Here is a 17,875-nt window from a genome sequence, read left to right as displayed (position 1 = left end):
GGCAGCATGAAGATCAAGCGCGTATTCGCCGAGGACATGCGTTCAGCCATGCGTCAGGTGCGCGAGTCGCACGGCGCGGATGCGGTCATCCTCTCCTCGCGACGGGTGGAGGGGGGCGTCGAGGTGATCTCGGCGGTGGACTATGACGAGCAGGCGGTGCGCGAGGCCGTCGCCCGCGAGGAGCGCCGGACCGCGCGGCATGCCGGTGGGGCCGGCGAGATCACCGGCGGCGGGGCGGACGGATTCGAGCGGCTGCTCGCCCGCGCCGACGCCGATGCAGCGGCCCGGGAGGACACGGCTCCGGCCGGGGGTTTCTCGGTGACGGTGGGGGATGACGGGGACGAGGGCCCGGCGGGTGACGATAAACCGGCGCCGACGCGACGGCGCGACGGCGCACCGTCGCTCGCGTTGGACTACGAGCGTTTCGCCGGCGGTGACGATAGCGGCGACGACGACGACCCCGAGCCCGCGGGCACCCGCCGGACGCGCTCGGCGAGCAACCGCATCGAGTGGACCCAGGAGCCGGCCATGCAGGCCATGCGCGAGGAGCTGCGCACCCTGCGCTCGCTGTTCGAGAACCAGCTCACGCTCATGGAGTGGCAGCAGATGGGCCGTGCCACGCCCGCCCGGGCGACGCTGATGCGCCGGCTGCACGGCATGGGGTTCGGCCCGGACGTCTGCCGCGGCCTCGCCGACGCGGTTACCAGCCGTGAGGACCCGGATCACGCCTGGCGTGAGGCCATGTCCCTGGTCACCGAGCACGTGGCCACCAGCGACGACGAAATCATCGAGCGGGGCGGGGCGGTGGCCGTCGTCGGCCCCACCGGGGTGGGCAAGACCACCACTGTCGCCAAGCTGGCGGCCCGCTTTACCCTGCGCCACGGTCGCAACCAGGTGGCGCTGGTGACCACGGACAACTTCCGCATCGGCGGCCAGGAGCAGCTGCGCAACTTCGCGCGGATCCTCGGTGTGCCGGTTCATGCCGCGGCCGACGGCGAGGAGCTCGCCGAGCTGCTCGACGATTTCTCCGACCGGCGCCTGGTGCTCATCGACACCGCCGGGATGAGCCAGCGCGACATGCGCCTCGCCGAGCAGATGCGCGCGCTCAAGGACGGCGCCCATCGGATCCGGCCGTACCTGGTGCTGTCGGCGAACACCCAGCTGCCGACCCTGATGGAGACCCTGCGCGCATTTCGCGCCGTGGGCCCGGTGGGGTGTATCCTGAGCAAGGTCGACGAGGCTGCGAGTCTGGGCGGGGTGCTCACGGCGGTGATGCGTGGCCGGCTGCCGATTGCGTACGTGGCCGACGGTCAGCGCGTGCCCGAGGATCTGCGCCCGGCGCGGGCGGATGCGCTGGTCGGCGAGGCGGAGGCCCTCGCGGCGGATAGCGACGGTGAGAACGAGGACGACGAGTCCCTGGCGGTGGCCTTCGCGGGCAGCCTGGCACGGCAGGGCTGAGGGGCATGGATCAGGCAGCGGGATTGAGACGAATGAGCGAGCCGAAGCCGGTCAAGGTGGTCGCGGTGGCCAGCGGCAAGGGGGGCGTGGGCAAGACCAACGTATCCGTGAATCTGGCGAGCGCCCTGGCGCGGGAGGGGCGTGGCGTGATGCTCTTCGATGCCGATCTCGGCCTCGCCAACGTGGACGTGCTCCTGGGGCTCTCGCCCAAGCGTAATCTCGCCCATGTGCTGGATGGCGAGGCCGGGCTGGAGGAGGTCCTGCTCGAGGGACCGGAGGGCATTCACATCGTTCCCGCCTCCTCGGGAACCCAGCGCATGGCCGAGCTCTCCGGCGCCGAGCACGCGGGCCTGATCCGCAGCTTCAGCGAGCTCGCCGTTGACCTTGATTACCTGTTCGTCGATACCGCCGCCGGCATCTCCGACTCGGTGATGAGCTTCGCCCGCGCCGCGCGGGAGGTCCTGGTGGTGGTCTGCGACGAGCCGTCCTCGCTCACCGATGCCTACGCGCTGATCAAGGTGCTCAACCGCGACCACGGCGTGCAGCGTTTCCACATGGTCGCCAACCGTGTCCCGGGGCCGCGGGAGGGCCAGAATCTCTACGGCAAGCTCGCGCGCGTGCTCGACCGCTTCCTGGACGTGACCCTGGAATACCTCGGCGCCGTCCCCGAGGACGATCGCCTGCGTGCCGCGGTTCAGCGCCAGCGCGCGGTGGTCTCGATGTATCCCTCCTGCCCGTCGGCCCGGGCCTTCCAGGCGCTGGCGGCGCGCCTCGAACAGTGGCCGCTGCCGAGCCGCGCCGACGGCCAGCTGGAGTTCTTCGTCGAGCGTGTCATACGCTATGGCAGTCGCGTCCGGGAGGTCTCCGAATGAATGGACATGCGCTCTACGAGGCGGTCCAGCGGGGGAGCAGCGACGACCTGCTGGTGGCGAACGCCCCGCTGGTGCGACGCATCGCTCACCACCTGGCGAGCCGACTGCCTCCGAGCGTGCAGATCGAGGACCTCATCCAGGCGGGCATGGTCGGCCTGCTGGAGGCGGCGCGGCAGTTCGACGCCAGCCAGGGCGCCTCGTTCCAGACCTATGCCGGCATCCGCATCCGCGGTGCCATGCTCGATGAGATCCGGCGCCTCGACTGGACACCGCGTTCCGTGCACCGTCGCTCCCGGGAGGCCGCCGAAGCCATCCACGTCCTGGAGAACGAGCTCGGCCGTGAGCCCCGGGACGCCGAGGTCGCCGCCAGGCTGGGCGTGAGTGTCGACGACTACCACGGTATGCTCGCCGACGCCTCGAGCGCGCACCTGTTCAGCATGGACCAGACGGATCCGCAGACCGGCGAGACCCACGACCCCGCCGGGGATGGCCCGTCACCGCAGGACGTGCTGACCGACGGTCACTTCCGCGCCGACCTTGCCGAGGCCATCCGCGGCCTCAGTGAACGCGACCAGCTGGTGATGCAGCTCTACTATGACGAGGAACTCAATCTGCGCGAGATCGGCGAGGTCCTCGGGGTGAGCGAGTCACGTGTCAGCCAGATTCGTGGCAAGATAATGCTAAAGCTCAAGGCCTCCCTTGCCGATTGGTTGGATGGATAGACACCGATCGGGGCGCCCCCGCGACGGGGGCGTGCACACCGCCGCCGGCGGTGAGGCCTCACAATAACTCGCGTTTCCACTCAGGGGGATCGGCGTGGCACTGGACAAGCACATGAAAATCCTCGTGGTGGACGATTTTTCCACCATGCGGCGCATTATCCGTAATCTTCTGCGGGATCTCGGCTTCGACAACATCTCGGAGGCCGACGACGGCAACACCGCGCTGCCCATACTCAAGCGTGGCGGTTTCGACCTGCTCATCACGGACTGGAACATGCCGGGCATGACCGGTATGGACCTGCTCAAGAACGTCCGTGCCGATGAGGAACTGGCCGAGCTGCCCATCCTGATGGTCACCGCCGAGGCCAAGCGCGAGCAGATCATCGCGGCGGCCCAGGCGGGCGTGAACGGCTATATCGTCAAGCCCTTCACCGCCGTGACGCTCAAGGAGAAGATCGAGAAGATCTTCGAGCGCATCAATGCGGGGGGTTAGGCGATGAGCGACAGCCAGCGCAGCCAGGAATATCTCGCGCTAGCACGCACGCTCATCGAACGTGTCGAGGCCGGCGACGACCCGGGCATGCAGGAGACCGTCGATGAGCTAACGCGACTGCGTGAGAGCGAGCTCTTCCAGGAGATCGGCCAGCTTACCCGCGAGCTCCACGAGGCCCTCAAGTCCTTTCGCGTGGACAGCCGCCTCACCGATATCGCCGCGAGCGAGATCCCCGATGCCCGGGAGCGGCTCAACCATGTCATCGAGGTGACCTCCCGTGCCGCCCACCGCACGCTGGAGGCCGTCGAGACCAGCCTGCCGCTGGCCGACGAGGTCGCTGCCCGGGCCGGGACGCTCCACGAGCGGTGGCAGCAGTTCCGCCGGCGTGAGCTGAGCGCCGACGATTTCCGGGGCCTCAGCCACGACATCGAGGCCTTCCTGGCCGCCGCCGCAGACAACGGCAAGACACTCCACAACGCGCTTTCCGAAGCGTTGATGGCGCAGGATTACCAGGACATCACCGGCCAGATCATCCGCCGCGTCATCACCCTGGTTCAGGAGGTCGAGGACGGCCTGGTCGAGCTCGTGCGCATTTCCGGGGCGCGGATCGCTGAAGAAAAGCCGCGTGCTGCCGATAAGGCGGATGAACGTGCGGAGCAGCAGCTCAGTGGACCTGCGGTCCCGGGCCAGGACGACGACGATGTCGTATCGGGCCAGGACGACGTCGACGACCTGCTCTCCAGCCTCGGCTTCTGAGGGAGACACGCATGGCTATCGATCCGCAGGACGACATCGTCCAGGACTTTCTGGTGGAGTCCCGGGAGATCCTCGAGGGACTCGGCGAGCAGCTCGTCTCGCTGGAGCAGGCGCCGGAGGACCGCGACCTCCTCAATTCGGTGTTCCGCGGCTTTCATACCATCAAGGGCGGTGCCGGATTCCTCGGCCTCGACGAGCTCGTCGACGTCTGCCATCAGACCGAGGACATCTTCAATCTCCTGCGCCAGGGCGAGAAGCAGATGAGCCCGGAGCTCATGGACGACGTGCTCCAGGCCCTGGACGTGGTCAATGGCATGTTCGACCGCATCGAGGACGCCCAGGATCTCGAACCCGCGCCGGGGGGCCTGCTGCAGGCGCTGCGCAGTCATAACCAGCCGGACGACAATGCCGGCGGTGCAGCCACGTCCGCCTCGGACGGGGCGTCGGCAGGCGAGGGCACGGGTGGAACGACGGCCGCGCCCTCCGGCGCCGCCGCACCTGGCGGTCAGGAGGCCGCGTCCGGGGATATCAGCGACCAGGAGTTCGAGGCGCTGCTCGATGCCCTCGATGGTGAAGGGGTCGGAGACGGCGGTTCAGCCGCGGCGAAGGACACTGCCGTGGAAGGCGCGGGCGCGGGCGCGAGCGCGGGTGCGGGGGCCGCCGCCGGTGACGAGATCACCGACGACGAGTTCGAACGCCTGCTCGACGACCTCCATGGCGAGGGTAGTCATCACGGTGTCCCATCCGCCCCGGCTAATGCCGCCGACGGGCAAGGTCCCGGGGACGCCGCCGACGGCGACGAGATCACCGACGACGAGTTCGAAAAGGTCCTCGATCAGCTTCACGGCAGCGGCCAGGGTCCGACGGGGGGCCAGACGGACGCTGCGGAGACGCCCGTGGCCTCCGGCGGCGGATCCTCCGCTGCGCGGGAGCCGTCGTCCCGCCGCCCCGAGGCGTCGGCCGGCGGTGGGCACCAGGGCGGTGGCGACGGCGGTGCCGCCGCGGGCGGCGGTCAGCACGGCGCCGGCGGACACGGGCACCGCGGTGAGACCAGCGTGCGCGTGGACACCGCAAAGCTCGACGACATCATGAACCTCGTCGGCGAGCTCGTGCTGGTGCGCAACCGCCTCGCGAACCTCCGCGGCGAGATTGGCGACGAGCGTCTCTCCCATGCGGTGGGCAACCTCGAGCACGTCACCTCGGACCTGCAGAACTCCGTGATGAAGACCCGGATGCAGCCCATCCGCAAGGTCTTCGGCCGTTTCCCGCGGGTCATCCGCGATCTCGCCCGCAACCTGGAAAAGGAGGTCGAGCTCGTCACCGCCGGCGAGGAGACGGATCTGGACAAGAACCTGGTCGAGGCACTGGCGGATCCGCTCGTCCACCTCATCCGCAACTCCGTGGACCACGGCCTGGAGCCCCCGGACGAGCGCCAGAGTGCCGGCAAGCGGCGCACCGGCACCGTGCGCCTCGCCGCCGAGCAGGAGGGCGATCACATCCTGCTGACCATCGCCGATGACGGCCGCGGCATGGACCCGGACAAGCTCCGCGAGATCGCGGTCAAGAAGGGCGTTCTGGACGCGGAGTCCGCACGGCGGCTCGACGACAGCGAGTGCTACAACCTCATCTTCGCGCCCGGCTTCTCCACCAAGGAGCAGATCTCGGACGTCTCCGGGCGCGGCGTGGGTATGGATGTCGTCAAGAACAGCATCTCCCAGCTCAACGGCACCATCGATATCGATTCCGAGCTGGGCCGGGGCACGATCATCCGCATCAAGGTGCCGCTGACGCTGGCCATCCTGCCGACCCTCATGGTGCGCATCGCCGGGCGCAAGTTCGCGCTGCCGATGTCCGTGGTCCGCGAGATCTTCGAGCTCGAGCGCGGCCGTACCAACGTGGTGGACGGGCGACTCACGGTCATGGTCCGTCACAAGGCGATGCCGCTGTTCTTCCTCGAACGCTGGCTGGACCGGATGGGTGCCGAAGCGGTGGTACCGGCGAAGAGCCTTACCGGCGAGGATCAGGAGAAGGATTCCCAGGTGGTGACCGTGGTCATCGGTCACCAGACCGTCGGGTTCGTGGTCGACGAGGTGATCGGTCTCGAGGAGGTCGTGATCAAGCCCCTCGGTGCCATCCTCCACGGTCTGCCGGGGCTGGCGGGCTCGACCATCACCGGGGACGGGAGCATCGCCCTGATTGTGGACATCCCCAGCCTGATCAAGCAGTACGGCTCGCGTCTATAAAGCGGCAGGAGAGGTAGGAGAGCGGTTTTGAGCAGAGTAAGGACGCTGGTTGTCGACGACTCCGGCTTCTTCCGCCGGCGGATCTGCGATCTGCTGGCGTCGGATCCGCAGATCGAGGTGGTCGGTGAGGCCGTCGACGGCAGGGAGGCCGTGCAGAAGGTCCAGCGCCTGCGTCCGGACGTGGTGACCATGGATATCGAGATGCCGGTGCTCGACGGCATCTCCGCGGTGCGCGAGATCATGCGCCGCAACCCGACGCCCGTGCTCATGTTCTCCTCGCTCACCTACGACGGGGCCCGGCCCACGCTGGATGCACTCGAGGCCGGGGCGGTGGACTTCCTGCCCAAGCGCTTCTCGGACATCTCCAGCAACCACGACCACGCCCGGCGGCTGCTCTGCGAGAAGGTCAAGCTGGTGGGCCGGCGCTCCATGCGGCGACCCACCTCACCGCCGCCGTCCCCCGCCTCCGGACAGGGCCGGGCGCGGGGCACGGCCCAGGCGCAGTCCGGCGCACCGGTGCAGGCACAGCAGCCGCCGCAACGGCGGGTGGAGGTGCCCGCCGGCAAGGTCCGGCTGGTGATCATCGGCACCTCCACGGGCGGGCCGGTGGCACTGCAGAAGGTGCTGGCGAAGCTGCCCCCGAACTTCCCCATGCCCGTGGTGCTGATCCAGCACATGCCCGAGGCGTTCACGGAGGCCTTCGCGGCGCGGCTCGACCAGCTCTGCCCGTTGCGCGTGCGTCAGGCCGTCGAGGGCGATTCCCTGCGTGCCGGCGAGGTGCTGCTCGCCCCCGGCGGCCAGCATCTGGGTTTCAAGAGCCAGGGCGGGCACCTCGCGGTGCGGCTGATCGAGCCGCAGCCGAACCAGTTCTATCGTCCCAGTGTCGACGTTGCCTTCGAGGAGGCGGCCCGTCATGTGCCGGGGCACGTTCTGGGCGTGGTGCTCACCGGGATGGGGGCGGACGGCTGCGAGGGTGCACGCGCACTCAAGCGCAGCGGCTCCCTGGTGTGGGCGCAGGACGAGGCGAGCAGCGTCATCTACGGCATGCCGGCCGCGGTGGCCAGGGCGGGACTGACCGATCAGATCCTGGATATCGACGCCGTCGGGCCGGCGCTGGCACGGTTGCGGGCCTGACGGCCCGTCGCGGAGGACGCATGCACGTATGGACCGTCGCGAATCAGAAGGGCGGGGTCGGCAAGACCACTACCGTGGTCAGTCTCGGCGGTCTGTGCGCCCAGCGCGGCCTGCGCACGCTGGTGGTGGACCTCGACCCCCACGGTTCGCTGAGCAGCTATTTCCGCCTCGATCCGGAGTCCGTCAACCCGGGGCTCTACGAGCTGTTCCGCAACGACGGTCAGCTCGAGCCGGCGATGCTGCGGCCCACCGGCGTCGAAGGCCTGTCGCTGCTGCCGGCGTCCACGGCGCTGGCGACGCTGGACCGCCAGCTCGGGACCCGGAAGGGCATGGGGCTGATCCTGCGCCGCGCGCTCCAGCGCCTGGACGGTGAGTTCGAGCGGGTGCTTCTCGACTGCCCGCCCATGCTCGGGGTGCTGATGGTCAACGCCCTGGCGGCGAGTCAGCGGGTGATCATCCCGGTGCAGACGGAGTTCCTGGCGGTTAAGGGCCTGGAGCGGATGATGCGCACGCTCGCCATGATCCAGCGTTCGCGCAACGAGGCCCAGCCGCAGACCATCGTGCCGACCCTCTACGACCAGCGCACCCGGGCCTCGGTGGAGACCCTCGCGCTGCTGCGCCACGAGTATTCGGAAATCCTCTGGGACGACGTTATCCCGGAGGACACGCTCTTCCGCGAGGCGAGCAAGCAGGCCATGCCGCTCACGGTGCTGAGGCCCTGGGCGCGGGGCAGCCAGGCCTATCGCCGGCTGCTGGCCACCGTGGAGGCCACGGCGGAAGACGATCATATGGCAAAGGTGCTGGGCGATGACGCGGCGATCTGAACAGCACGAGACGACGCTGCTCGAGCAGACGGACGCCGTCCGCGGCTACCTCGACGAGCTGCTGCGCGATCTCCCGCCGGAAGGTGGTGACACCGCCGAGGCGGCACCGGAGCCCGAGCCGCAGCCCCTGCGGGTCGTGTCCGATTCGGCTCCGCTGACACCGACGGAGGGCGATGAGGAGCCGGCCCCGGTGCAGGCGGCAGCGGGCGGGGAGGGCGGCACAGGTGCCGCAGAGGGGGCCGTGGTGCCGCCGTGGGCGACCCCGCAGTTCCAGGCGCTGCTCTTCGAGGTCGGCAGCCTCAAGCTCGCGGTGCCGCTGGTGAAGCTGCACAGCGTGGTACCGTTCAGCGATCACATCGCGGCCGTCCCCCGTCAGCCCGAGTGGGTGCACGGCATGATGCGTTACCGTGGCCGCAACGTACTGGTGATCGACACCGCCCGGCTGGTGCTGCCGCCGGGGCACGCCGACGCCGATGCCGCCGAGGGCCGCCCCGGCCACATGCTCATCGTCGGCGACGGTCGCTGGGGGCTTGCCTGCCGCCGGATCGGTGACGTGGTGCGACTGACCCCGGACGAGGTACGCTGGCGCAGTCGCGAGGGACGCCGGCCCTGGCTGGCGGGCACGGTCCTCGGGCGGCTGTGTGCGCTAATGGATACCGAGGCGTTTGCCGATATGTTGAGTCAGGGGGCGGAAGGTGCCGCCCTGCGCGTCCGCATCACGGAGAACAAATAGTCATGTCGGAACAGCTGCACGCACAGACCGAGGCCGAGGGCGCGGTCAGCCAGTGGGTGACCTTCACCCTGGACGATGAGACCTACGGCATCGGGGTGATGCAGGTCCAGGAGGTCCTGCCTCTCTCGGAGATCGCGCCGGTCCCCGGTGCACCGCCGTACGTGCTCGGCATCATCAACCTGCGCGGCAACGTGGTCACCGTTATCGATACCCGCATGCGTTTCGGACTCCGCCCGAAGGAGCCTGAGGACAGCGACCGCATCGTGGTCATGGAGGCGGGTAATCAGGTCGCCGGTATCCTGGTCGACAGCGTCGCCGAGGTGACCTACGTGCGCGACGGCGAGATCGATACCGCACCCAACGTCGGCAACGAGGACTCGTCGCAGTACATCTACGGCGTGGTCAGCCGGGACGACGACCTCCTGATCCTGGTGGACGTCAACCGTCTGCTCACCGCCGACGAGTGGCAGGAGGTCGCCGAGCTCTGATGACGCGATGGCGGGAGACGGCGGGGTGGCCATGATCCTGATCGCGGCGGGGGCGGCGGTGCTCGCGCTCGCAGCGCTTGCCGTGGCCGGTTACCTCGTGCAGCGCTCGCGCGCCCATACGCGCTGGCTCGCGACCATGGATTCGCGCTGGGCGGATCTCGCCGAGCAGCTCAAGGCCCTCACCGCCGGTGCCCTGGGACAGGGCGAGCGGCTCAACCGCCTCGAGGAGGACCTCGGGCGGCTGCGCCACCGCCTGGATACCGTCGCCAGCCAGGAAACCGGCGGCGGGCCCGCCTTCGCGCAGGCGATCCGGCTCGCGCGTCGCGGTGCCGGCGTGGAGGAGGTCATGGAGACCTGCGGGCTGAGCCGCATGGAAGCGGAGCTGGTGGTGACCCTGCACCGTGGCGAGGACGGCGATGCCGGCTGACGTGCCGCCGGCTTAGCGTCGTCCGCGTTCATCGGCGGCCGGCCGCGGGGACGCGATTGCCTCGCAGGGCGTTGCGTTCAGCGCCCCGGAGCGCTGTTGCCGCCGCTGCGTGAACGGTAGCCCTCCGGCACGCGGCCACGCACCCAGTAGGCGAAGGCGATCACCTCCGCGACCGCCCGATAAAGGTGTTCCGGGATTTCCTGGCCCAGAGGCAGCGTGGCCAGTACCTCGGCCAGATCCGCGTTGGCGTCCAGGGGCACGCCGTGGGCTTCCGCGATCCGGCGGATCTCGTCGGCGGTGACACCCTGGCCGCTGGCGGTCACCCGTGGTGCGCCCTCGCCCCCATATTCCAGCGCGACGGCGATCCGCCGGCGTTCGTCAGGCGCGGTCATCGATCAACCCCTCCCCACCGCCGGGTATCTGCGTCATCTCCGGCTCCGGCGGACGTTCACTCACCGTCAGGCCCTGGATCGCGAGCCCGGCGTCTCCCAGGGCCTCCTCCAGACGGGGCATCTCCGTGGCCAGCGCCTCGCGAAGCACGGCGTCCTCCGCCCGCCAGGTGATGCTGAGCCCGTCGGCGTCATAGAACAGCCGCGCCTCCAGTTCGCCGAGACCGGCAAACCCCAGGCGGACGTCCACCCGCCAGCGCTTGCCGGCGTCCTCCTTCGGTGTATCGCTGTCATCGCCCCGGCCTGAAGACTCCTCCCGGATCGACAGGCGCAGGTCGTCGATCTCGCCGCCGTTGGCCACCGGCAGCTCGAAGCCCAGTGTCACCTGGCCGTCCGGGCGATGGGCGGCGAGCTGGTGGAGCATCTGCCGCGCCAGGGCGCCGGTCACCGCCTGATCGGCGTCCTGCGTCGCGCGCCCCGGGGGCGTACCCGTGTTGGGGAGGCCGTCGCCATCCGGGCGCTCGTTGCCGCGCAGCGCGGCCGCCAGGCGCAGCAGGTTGGCCCGCAGGTCGTTGCGGGCGATGGAACCGGCAAGCTCGGGCCGGGCGGTGATCCGGCTCTCGAACAGGGTGCCCGAGTCGCGCAGCGCCGCGTGCAGGCCTTCGGCGGAACTCAGCTGCCTGGGGCTCGGCAGTGAGGCCAGCAGCGGCTGCAGCGCCCTGGCGGCGGGTTCCGGGAGGTCCTGCGCCTGCAGCCCCGCGAGTAGCCGGATCCCCTGGGTGACCGGTTGCTGGCGGGGCACATTGGTCCGCTGGAGGCGGGTGAGAGCGTCCGCGCCGCCGCCCTGGCCGGGCAGGAGTTCGATGCCCGTGCGCCCGCCCTCGCCGGCGGTGACGCGCAGGGCGACGGTGTCGCCGGGGGAAAGGCCGGTACCGGCGGGCAGAGGCAGGCGCAGCCGTCCGGCCACCGCCATCATCTGGCCCTCGTCACCCCGGCGGACCGTGGCGTGCAGAACCCTGCCGGCGGGCAGGACCTGGAGCAGGGGACGCGCCTCGGTGGGCACGTTGACGGGACGCGGATTCGCCGGCGGCGTATACAGCATCACTTCTCACCCGCGTCAGATTTTCGACCATCGCATGAATCGGGGCCCTTCCAGGATGCCCCCGAATTAGATAAATCACTGATTCGGGGGGTTGCGTAAGGGGCTGGCACGGAATTCGCCTCAATTCCGCCGTCAATCCGTTCGGAACGAGGGTGCCACCGTGGTCGCAAAACGCCAAGCCGAGCCCGACGTCTGGGTGATCGAGGAGACTGGGGCCGACGAGCTTCTGAGCCTCGGGACCGAGGCCGTGGCCTGGCTGCTCACACTGCAGCGGGCGACGACGGTCGATGAACGCCTCGGTGTCCTCACGGACTGGCTGGCGGCCCAGGCGGGTGTCAGTGCCTTGCGGTTCATCGATCAGGCGGGGCGGGTGCGCGCAGACGCCGGCCCGGAGATGGCGGCCTGCTCGTGGTGGCGTATCGCGGGCGCGGAGGCTGCGGGGGTGTTCCAGATCGGCGACGACGGGGCGGTGGATGTCAATAAACTGTCGTTTGTCCTCGGTGCGGTTGCGCCGCTGCTGCGTGGCGCGCTGGCCTATGAGTGCGCCGTTCGCCGTGCCCGGCGGGACCCGCTCACGGGTCTGCAGAACCGCACGGCCATGGCCGAGGCCCTGGCCGCGGAAATGGACCTGGTCGTGCGCCACGAGGCGCCGCTCACGCTGCTGGTCATCGACGTGGACCACTTCAAGACCATCAACGACTGTTTCGGCCACCGTGCCGGGGATGCCGTCCTGCGCCAGATCGGCGAACGGCTCAAGGCGCACTCACGCACCGGGGACCTGTTGTTCCGTTACGCCGGCGACGAGTTCGTGGTCGCGCTGCGCCAGACTGACGAGGCGGGCGCGGAGCAGGCGGCACGGCGCCTGCGCCATCTCATCGAGCGTGCAGTGATCCAGCACGAGGACCACATCATCCGGGTGAGCGTCAGTGTCGGCGCGGCCTGCGCCGCCGCCGGCGATACGGCGGAGGCCCTGTTTGAGCGTGCGGACCAGGCCATGTACCGGGACAAGGCGGACGCGACCCGCATCCGCCTTGCCGCCGGGCCGGCGCGCGCGGCGGAGCCGCCGTCCTACGGCATTCACGGTCAGTAGCCCGGCGGAACGCCGGCGGCGGAGACAGTGACCGGTGCTTTCGTGTCGCAGCCATGCGTAAGGAGCGGCGCTCGGGCTATGATGGGTCAGTGATCCTTTCCGGAGCCCGGCGTTGACGAGCATCCTGGTAGTCGAGGACAACCTCGACCTAGCGGCCAATATCCTTGACTACATGGAGAGCTGCGGCCATGAGGCCGATGCCGCGGCGGACGGTCGCGAGGCGCTGCGACTCACCGGGCGCCACCGCTATGACGCCATCGTCCTGGATCTCGCCCTGCCCGGCGTCGACGGGCTGACGGTGTGCCGTCGTCTCCGCGAGGCGGGTGACGGCACCCCGGTGATCATGCTTACCGCCCGGGGGGAGCTCGAGGAGAAGCTCGCCGGTATCGAGCACGGCGCAGACGACTACCTCGTCAAGCCCGTCGCGCTCGCTGAACTCGAGGCCCGGGTGCGTGCGCAGGTACGCCGGGCCCGTGGGGAGTTTACCCGGACGCGGTTGCGGGTGGGCGAGCTCGAGCTCGACGAGCGGACCCACGAGGTCGTTCGTGCCGGCCGGCGGGTGAACCTCGCGCGGGCGGACTTCCTGCTGCTGCGCCGGCTCATGCGCGACGCACCGGATGTGGTCACGCGCGGGGTCCTGGAAGAGGCGGTCTGGGGTGATGAGCCCCCGGCGACCGATACCCTGCGCGCTCACATCCACCGCCTGCGCCGCGCCATCGACCACCCCTTCACCCACCCCATGCTGCGCACCGTGCATGGTGTCGGCTACCGCCTGGTCGCTCCGGACGATGCCCCGGCATAGCCTGCGCTTCCGCATCCTGGCGGCCTTCGTGATCGCTGGTATCGTCCTCGGACCGCTGCTGGTCGGCACGCTGCTCATCGCCGCCTACCACCTCGAGGAACGGGCCGTCGCGCGCATCCTCACCGGCCGGCTGGAAGAGATCATGGTCGCGCCGGACCGGTTCAATCTCACGAGTGCGCCGAATCGTCCTGATGTCCGGGTCTATGGCCGTGTTGCCCCGGCGACGCTTCCGGAGGCGATCGGCGGCTGGCGGCCGGGCCTCTACGAGATCGAGCACGACGGGCCCGCGGAGTACGAGGGTCCGCTGGAGGCCGACGCCATCGCCCGCCTCCCCGAGCGGCGGAGCTGGGCCCTGGCGGTGGCCCACCGTGACGGCCAGACCTTCGTCGTCGCCGAGGACCTCACGACCCTTGAGTACCGGGAGTCCCTCACGATCTGGCTGGTCGCCGGCGGTACGGTTCTCGCCCTCTACATCGCCCTGTGGCTTGGCTATTTCCTGTCCCGTCGCCTGATAGAACCGTTGCGGCGGCTGGCGCTGTCCGTGGGCATCGGCGAACGTGCCACCGACGGCGTCACCGTCGCGCCTGAAGACTACCCCGGCGACGAGGTTGGCGAGCTGGCGACGGCGTTTGCGGGCTATCAGCAGCGGATGGTGGACGCCCTGGAACGTGAACGGGCGTTCTCCGCGGACGCGAGCCACGAGCTGCGCAATCCCCTGGCGGTAATCGGCAGCTCGCTGGAGATCGCCGAGCGGGACCCCGGCCTGTCGGAGCCGACCCGCCGGGCGCTGGCCCGTGCGACGTCGGCGACGCGGGAGATCACCGACACCGTGGGGGCGCTGCTGGTGCTCGCCCGCGAGGGGCCGGGCGAGGTGCCCCACGCGCCGGTCGGGGTGGCGCCGCTTGTTGCATCGCTGGTGGAGCGCCTGGCCGCGGGGGCGGGCGTGCCGGTGGACTGGGAGACGGCGGCGGAACCGGTGCTCGCCGCGCCCGAGGTCGCCATCCGAGCCGTGGCGGAGAATCTGATCAGGAACGCGGTACAGCATACCCGCGAGGGTCGTGTCCGGATCACCCTCTACGACGATCGCCTGAGCGTGGTGGACAGCGGCGTGGGGATCCCGGTCGAGGAGATCGAGCGTATCCGTCAGCGCGGTGTCCGCGGCAGCAACAGCCTCAGCAACGGCAGTGGCCTGGGGCTGTCCATCGCCGACCGGCTGTGCCGGCGTTTCGGCTGGCGCATCGAGATCGACAGCACCGTCGGCGAAGGGACGCGGGCCGTCTGGCATTTCGCCTGACCGCCGAAAGCGCGCGTCCGCCGGCCGGCGTTGGCGCGCCCCCCTGCCGGCATCCAAACTCGTTGTAACGTTGCCCGTCGGATGGCGCCTCGTCGGAGCGGGGCGCGGCCGGGCAGGTCTTGTGTAGACATTCTGTTAACAACCGTTTCATTAGACTCGCGACCAAACTCATGGATGGTGAGGCAGTTGGTGGAGTATTCGGTTGTCATCCCGGTATTCAACGAGGCGGAGAACGTCCGCCCTCTCGCTGACGAGGTGCGGACCGCCCTCGACGGCGTCGATAACTATGAAATCGTGTTCGTCGACGACGGTAGCACCGACGATAGCATGCGTCGGCTCCTGCGGTTGCGGGACGCTGATCCCCGCATTCGCGTGATCGCTCATGAACGCAATGCCGGCCAGAGCGCGGCGCTTGCCACCGGTGTGGCCGCGGCGCGGGGTGGCTGGGTGGTCACGCTGGACGGCGACGGCCAGAACGATCCTGCGGACATCCCCCGGCTGATCGCCGAGCGTGAGCGCTCCGCGGCGGATCTGGTTGCCGGCTGGCGCCGGCGACGTCACGACACCTGGCTCAAGCGGGTGTCCTCCCGGGTGGCCAACGGCGTACGCCGCCGCGTGCTCGGTGACGACTGCCCGGATACCGGCTGCGGGCTCAAGCTCTTCCGCCGGTCGATCTTCCTTGCGTTGCCGCACTTCGACCATATGCACCGCTTCCTGCCCGCGCTGTTCCGTCAGGCGGGGGCCGGGGTGGCGACCGTGCCGGTTAATCACCGCGCCCGCCGGGCCGGCCGGTCCAAGTACGGCCTGGGTAACCGGCTGTGGGTGGGCATCGTGGACCTCTTCGGCGTGCTGTGGCTACGGCACCGGCGCCTGAGCGTGGGTCATCACGAGGTGCGTCCATGATTGAGCCGACCTTCATCTGGCTGGGCGTCGGACTGTTCGGCCAGGCGCTGTTCTCGCTGCGCTTCCTGGTGCAGTGGTTCCAGAGCGAGCGCGCCCGGCGCAGCGTCATTCCGGTGGCGTTCTGGTACTTCAGTATTGCAGGCGGAATGACCCTGCTGGCCTATGCCATCCACCGCGAGGACCCGGTGTTCATCATCGGCCAGGCGTCGGGGCTGTTCATCTATCTGCGCAACCTCTACTTCATCTACCGCGATCGCGGGGAGAGCGTCGGCACGGAGGGCGCATGAGGCGGGACTGGCTGATCGCGGCGTGGGTCGTCGGCGCGCTCGCGCTGCTCACGACGGTATACCTGGGTGCGCTGCCGCTGATTCCCATCGACGAGACCCGCTACGCAGGCGTGGCGCTGGAGATGTGGCAGGGCGGTGATTTCCTCGTGCCCCGCATCAACGGGGCGTTCTACGCCCACAAGCCGCCGCTGCTGTTCTGGCTGATGCACGCGGGGTGGGCCGTGTTCGGGGTCAGCGACTGGTGGCCCCGCGTGGCGGTGGCCCTGTGTGCCCTGGCCGCGGCCGGGCTCACCGTGCGCCTCGCGGTGCTGCTGTGGCCGGAGCGGGTGAACGTGCGCCGGGTCGCACCGGTGGTCCTCGTGGGTACGGGTCTCTGGGCCGTATGGGCGCCGGCGGTGATGTTCGACGTGCTGCTCACGGTCTGTGTGCTCATCGCACTGGTGGGGGTGGCGGAGCTCGCTGTCGGGCACGGCCGGCGCGGTCCGCTGCTGATCGCCCTCGGCCTGGGGCTCGGCATCCTCGCCAAGGGGCCGGTAGTGCTCCTGCACGTGTTGCCGGCGGCGGTTCTGGCCCCGTTGTGGCACAGGCGGGGCACCGTCAGCTGGCGGGGCTGGTATGCCCGCATCGGGCTCGCCGTGCTCGGCGGGGCGGCGATCGCCCTGGCCTGGGCGGTGCCGGCGGCCATCCGTGGCGGACCGGCCTACGCCGAGGCGATCTTCTGGGGGCAGAGCGCGGGGCGCATGGTCGATTCCTTCGCCCACGCCCGTCCGTGGTGGTGGTACCTGGCGATCCTGCCGCTGCTCGTCTTCCCCTGGATCGGCTGGCTCTCGGGCTGGCGGGCGCTCGGTCGGCTGCGGCCGCGCCGGGACGAAGGGACCGGGCTGCTGCTGAGCTGGCTGGTCACCGCATTCGTGGCGTTCATGCTCATCAGTGGCAAGCAGGCGCACTACCTGCTGCCGCTGCTGCCCGGGCTGGCGCTGCTTCTGGTCCGCGGGCTCGACGACGCCGGCGAGGCGGCGAGCCGCTGGTGGGACGCGTCGCCCGCGGCGGCGGGGATGGTCCTGGTGGCCGGTATAAGCCTCTGGCCCCATCTGGGCAACGTGCCCGACAACGCGCCGGGCTGGGTCATGAACGTGCCGTTGTGGCTGCCGGCCGTGCTGGTGCTGATCGCACTCGTCATGCTGGCACCGGCCGCGCGTCCGGCCGGTCGGGCGGTGGCACTGTCCAGCCTCAACGTGGTCGCCCTGGCGACGATCATCCTCGGTATCGGCAGTGTCGCGGCACCGTGGTACGACCTCGCGCCGGTCGGGCGCCTGGTGGCGGGCCTGCAGGCCACCGGCCATCCCGTCGCCCATGTCGGCAAGTACCACAATCGCCTGCGCTTCACGGGGCGCCTGAAGCGGCCCGTGGCGGTGATCGACGATGATCAGGTGGGTGCCTGGATCTGCCATCATCCGACCGGGGTCGTGTTGCGCTACTACGACCGTCCGGCGGGGATACCCGACGAGCCGGTGCTCATGGAGCGACCGTTCCGCAGCGACTGGCTGGTGGTCACCCGCGCCCGGGACATGCCCGGGTTCCGGGCATGTCCCGGTGGCCGGCCCACGGCCTGATTCCGGTGACGCGGCGGTATCAACGCGTGGTTCACGGCCCTCGGGCCACCACGTTCCCGTCGCGCCGGTCTTGCGCCGGAGACGTGCGACATCCCCGCCCGGTCGACGCGGCTGTCGGCAGCCTCCGAGCAGCCGACCTACGGGAGAGGCCGGGGGGCACCCTTGCGGCATGCCTGTGAAGGGGCCGTGTCGTGGTGCCGTAGGTCGGCCGCTCCCGGCGGCCGACATTCCTGCCAACCGGCCGT

The 17,875-nt window shown here is 69.8% G+C and carries 19 protein-coding genes; 17 read left to right on the top strand and 2 right to left on the bottom strand.

Features of this window, described 5'->3' with window-relative positions; translation table 11 throughout:
- Positions 1 to 6: 6 nt before the first annotated feature.
- From flhF to ACEZHJ_RS10210, 11 genes are all read left to right on the top strand, one after another.
- Positions 7 to 1,458 (top strand): flagellar biosynthesis protein FlhF, encoded by a 1,452-nt coding sequence (gene flhF / locus ACEZHJ_RS10260; RefSeq protein WP_018717379.1) that lies wholly within the window; start codon positions 7 to 9, stop codon positions 1,456 to 1,458.
- Between the two features lie 32 nt (positions 1,459 to 1,490).
- A complete protein-coding gene (locus ACEZHJ_RS10255) occupies positions 1,491 to 2,330 on the top strand; it encodes a MinD/ParA family protein (protein WP_018717380.1) in 840 nt (279 codons plus the stop codon).
- Positions 2,327 to 3,052, top strand: a complete 726-nt coding sequence (locus tag ACEZHJ_RS10250) for an RNA polymerase sigma factor FliA (protein ID WP_018717381.1) — start codon at positions 2,327 to 2,329, stop codon at positions 3,050 to 3,052. The genes ACEZHJ_RS10255 and ACEZHJ_RS10250 overlap by 4 nt, the downstream gene beginning before the upstream one ends.
- Before the next feature lie 100 nt (positions 3,053 to 3,152).
- Entirely contained in the window at positions 3,153 to 3,545 is a 393-nt protein-coding gene (gene cheY, locus ACEZHJ_RS10245) for a chemotaxis response regulator CheY (RefSeq protein WP_026320972.1), read from the top strand.
- Positions 3,546 to 3,548: 3 nt separating this feature from the next.
- Positions 3,549 to 4,301, top strand: a complete 753-nt coding sequence (locus ACEZHJ_RS10240; RefSeq protein WP_018717383.1) for a protein phosphatase CheZ — start codon at positions 3,549 to 3,551, stop codon at positions 4,299 to 4,301.
- Positions 4,302 to 4,312: 11 nt separating this feature from the next.
- Positions 4,313 to 6,544, top strand: coding sequence for a chemotaxis protein CheA (locus tag ACEZHJ_RS10235; RefSeq protein WP_375036474.1), 2,232 nt, complete (start codon positions 4,313 to 4,315; stop codon positions 6,542 to 6,544).
- A 27-nt stretch (positions 6,545 to 6,571) separates the two neighbouring features.
- The gene (locus ACEZHJ_RS10230; RefSeq protein WP_018717385.1) at positions 6,572 to 7,678 is read left to right on the top strand and encodes a chemotaxis response regulator protein-glutamate methylesterase; all 1,107 of its coding nucleotides are present in this window, start codon (positions 6,572 to 6,574) and stop codon (positions 7,676 to 7,678) included.
- A gap of 20 nt (positions 7,679 to 7,698) precedes the next feature.
- Positions 7,699 to 8,502, top strand: a complete 804-nt coding sequence (locus tag ACEZHJ_RS10225; RefSeq protein ID WP_259199658.1) for a ParA family protein — start codon at positions 7,699 to 7,701, stop codon at positions 8,500 to 8,502.
- Positions 8,486 to 9,235: a chemotaxis protein CheW gene (locus ACEZHJ_RS10220; RefSeq protein ID WP_163138578.1), complete on the top strand. Its 750-nt coding sequence runs from the start codon at positions 8,486 to 8,488 to the stop codon at positions 9,233 to 9,235. Before ACEZHJ_RS10225 ends, ACEZHJ_RS10220 begins: the two co-directional genes overlap by 17 nt.
- 2 nt (positions 9,236 to 9,237) lie before the next feature.
- Positions 9,238 to 9,723, top strand: coding sequence for a chemotaxis protein CheW (locus ACEZHJ_RS10215; RefSeq protein WP_163138579.1), 486 nt, complete (start codon positions 9,238 to 9,240; stop codon positions 9,721 to 9,723).
- Between the two features lie 31 nt (positions 9,724 to 9,754).
- Positions 9,755 to 10,150, top strand: a complete 396-nt coding sequence (locus ACEZHJ_RS10210) for a DUF2802 domain-containing protein (protein WP_240466045.1) — start codon at positions 9,755 to 9,757, stop codon at positions 10,148 to 10,150.
- A gap of 77 nt (positions 10,151 to 10,227) precedes the next feature.
- On the opposite strand, the gene ACEZHJ_RS10205 is transcribed toward ACEZHJ_RS10210, so the two are convergent.
- Both ACEZHJ_RS10205 and ACEZHJ_RS10200 read right to left on the bottom strand, forming a co-directional pair.
- The gene (locus ACEZHJ_RS10205; protein WP_163138581.1) at positions 10,228 to 10,542 is read right to left on the bottom strand and encodes an EscU/YscU/HrcU family type III secretion system export apparatus switch protein; all 315 of its coding nucleotides are present in this window, start codon (positions 10,540 to 10,542) and stop codon (positions 10,228 to 10,230) included.
- Positions 10,529 to 11,641, bottom strand: a complete 1,113-nt coding sequence (locus ACEZHJ_RS10200) for a flagellar hook-length control protein FliK (protein WP_163138582.1) — start codon at positions 11,639 to 11,641, stop codon at positions 10,529 to 10,531. Before ACEZHJ_RS10200 ends, ACEZHJ_RS10205 begins: the two co-directional genes overlap by 14 nt.
- A gap of 160 nt (positions 11,642 to 11,801) precedes the next feature.
- Between ACEZHJ_RS10200 and ACEZHJ_RS10195 the strand changes: the two genes are divergently transcribed.
- The 6 genes from ACEZHJ_RS10195 to ACEZHJ_RS10170 all read left to right on the top strand — a co-directional run bounded on the left by ACEZHJ_RS10195 (position 11,802) and on the right by ACEZHJ_RS10170 (position 17,630).
- Positions 11,802 to 12,731 carry a GGDEF domain-containing protein gene (locus ACEZHJ_RS10195; protein ID WP_375036473.1) on the top strand — a complete coding sequence of 310 codons (930 nt, stop codon included), beginning with the start codon at positions 11,802 to 11,804 and terminating at the stop codon, positions 12,729 to 12,731.
- Between the two features lie 112 nt (positions 12,732 to 12,843).
- Complete coding sequence (locus ACEZHJ_RS10190; protein ID WP_163138584.1) at positions 12,844 to 13,533, top strand: response regulator transcription factor; 690 nt, start codon at positions 12,844 to 12,846, stop codon at positions 13,531 to 13,533.
- Complete coding sequence (locus ACEZHJ_RS10185) at positions 13,520 to 14,827, top strand: HAMP domain-containing sensor histidine kinase (protein ID WP_163138585.1); 1,308 nt, start codon at positions 13,520 to 13,522, stop codon at positions 14,825 to 14,827. Before ACEZHJ_RS10190 ends, ACEZHJ_RS10185 begins: the two co-directional genes overlap by 14 nt.
- A 189-nt stretch (positions 14,828 to 15,016) precedes the next feature.
- Complete coding sequence (locus ACEZHJ_RS10180; RefSeq protein ID WP_205599682.1) at positions 15,017 to 15,730, top strand: glycosyltransferase family 2 protein; 714 nt, start codon at positions 15,017 to 15,019, stop codon at positions 15,728 to 15,730.
- Complete coding sequence (locus ACEZHJ_RS10175; RefSeq protein ID WP_163138587.1) at positions 15,727 to 16,017, top strand: lipid-A-disaccharide synthase N-terminal domain-containing protein; 291 nt, start codon at positions 15,727 to 15,729, stop codon at positions 16,015 to 16,017. The genes ACEZHJ_RS10180 and ACEZHJ_RS10175 overlap by 4 nt, the downstream gene beginning before the upstream one ends.
- Entirely contained in the window at positions 16,014 to 17,630 is a 1,617-nt protein-coding gene (locus ACEZHJ_RS10170) for a glycosyltransferase family 39 protein (protein WP_163138588.1), read from the top strand. The genes ACEZHJ_RS10175 and ACEZHJ_RS10170 overlap by 4 nt, the downstream gene beginning before the upstream one ends.
- Positions 17,631 to 17,875: the final 245 nt, after the last annotated feature.

Source organism: Arhodomonas sp. KWT2, from assembly GCF_041949875.1.
Lineage (GTDB): Bacteria > Pseudomonadota > Gammaproteobacteria > Nitrococcales > Nitrococcaceae > Arhodomonas > Arhodomonas aquaeolei.
The sequence above is the reverse complement of the archived record's forward strand: the minus strand, read 5'-3'. Positions and strand labels throughout refer to the sequence as shown.

Coding starts and splice junctions, on each gene's coding strand:
- flhF (WP_018717379.1), top strand. CDS start 7: ATGAAGATCAAGCGCGTATTCGCCGAGGACATGCGTTCAGCCATGCGT.
- ACEZHJ_RS10255 (WP_018717380.1), top strand. CDS start 1,491: ATGAGCGAGCCGAAGCCGGTCAAGGTGGTCGCGGTGGCCAGCGGCAAG.
- ACEZHJ_RS10250 (WP_018717381.1), top strand. CDS start 2,327: ATGAATGGACATGCGCTCTACGAGGCGGTCCAGCGGGGGAGCAGCGAC.
- ACEZHJ_RS10240 (WP_018717383.1), top strand. CDS start 3,549: ATGAGCGACAGCCAGCGCAGCCAGGAATATCTCGCGCTAGCACGCACG.
- ACEZHJ_RS10235 (WP_375036474.1), top strand. CDS start 4,313: ATGGCTATCGATCCGCAGGACGACATCGTCCAGGACTTTCTGGTGGAG.
- ACEZHJ_RS10225 (WP_259199658.1), top strand. CDS start 7,699: ATGCACGTATGGACCGTCGCGAATCAGAAGGGCGGGGTCGGCAAGACC.
- ACEZHJ_RS10220 (WP_163138578.1), top strand. CDS start 8,486: ATGACGCGGCGATCTGAACAGCACGAGACGACGCTGCTCGAGCAGACG.
- ACEZHJ_RS10215 (WP_163138579.1), top strand. CDS start 9,238: ATGTCGGAACAGCTGCACGCACAGACCGAGGCCGAGGGCGCGGTCAGC.
- ACEZHJ_RS10210 (WP_240466045.1), top strand. CDS start 9,755: ATGATCCTGATCGCGGCGGGGGCGGCGGTGCTCGCGCTCGCAGCGCTT.
- ACEZHJ_RS10205 (WP_163138581.1), bottom strand. CDS start 10,542: ATGACCGCGCCTGACGAACGCCGGCGGATCGCCGTCGCGCTGGAATAT.
- ACEZHJ_RS10200 (WP_163138582.1), bottom strand. CDS start 11,641: ATGCTGTATACGCCGCCGGCGAATCCGCGTCCCGTCAACGTGCCCACC.
- ACEZHJ_RS10185 (WP_163138585.1), top strand. CDS start 13,520: ATGCCCCGGCATAGCCTGCGCTTCCGCATCCTGGCGGCCTTCGTGATC.
- ACEZHJ_RS10175 (WP_163138587.1), top strand. CDS start 15,727: ATGATTGAGCCGACCTTCATCTGGCTGGGCGTCGGACTGTTCGGCCAG.
- ACEZHJ_RS10170 (WP_163138588.1), top strand. CDS start 16,014: ATGAGGCGGGACTGGCTGATCGCGGCGTGGGTCGTCGGCGCGCTCGCG.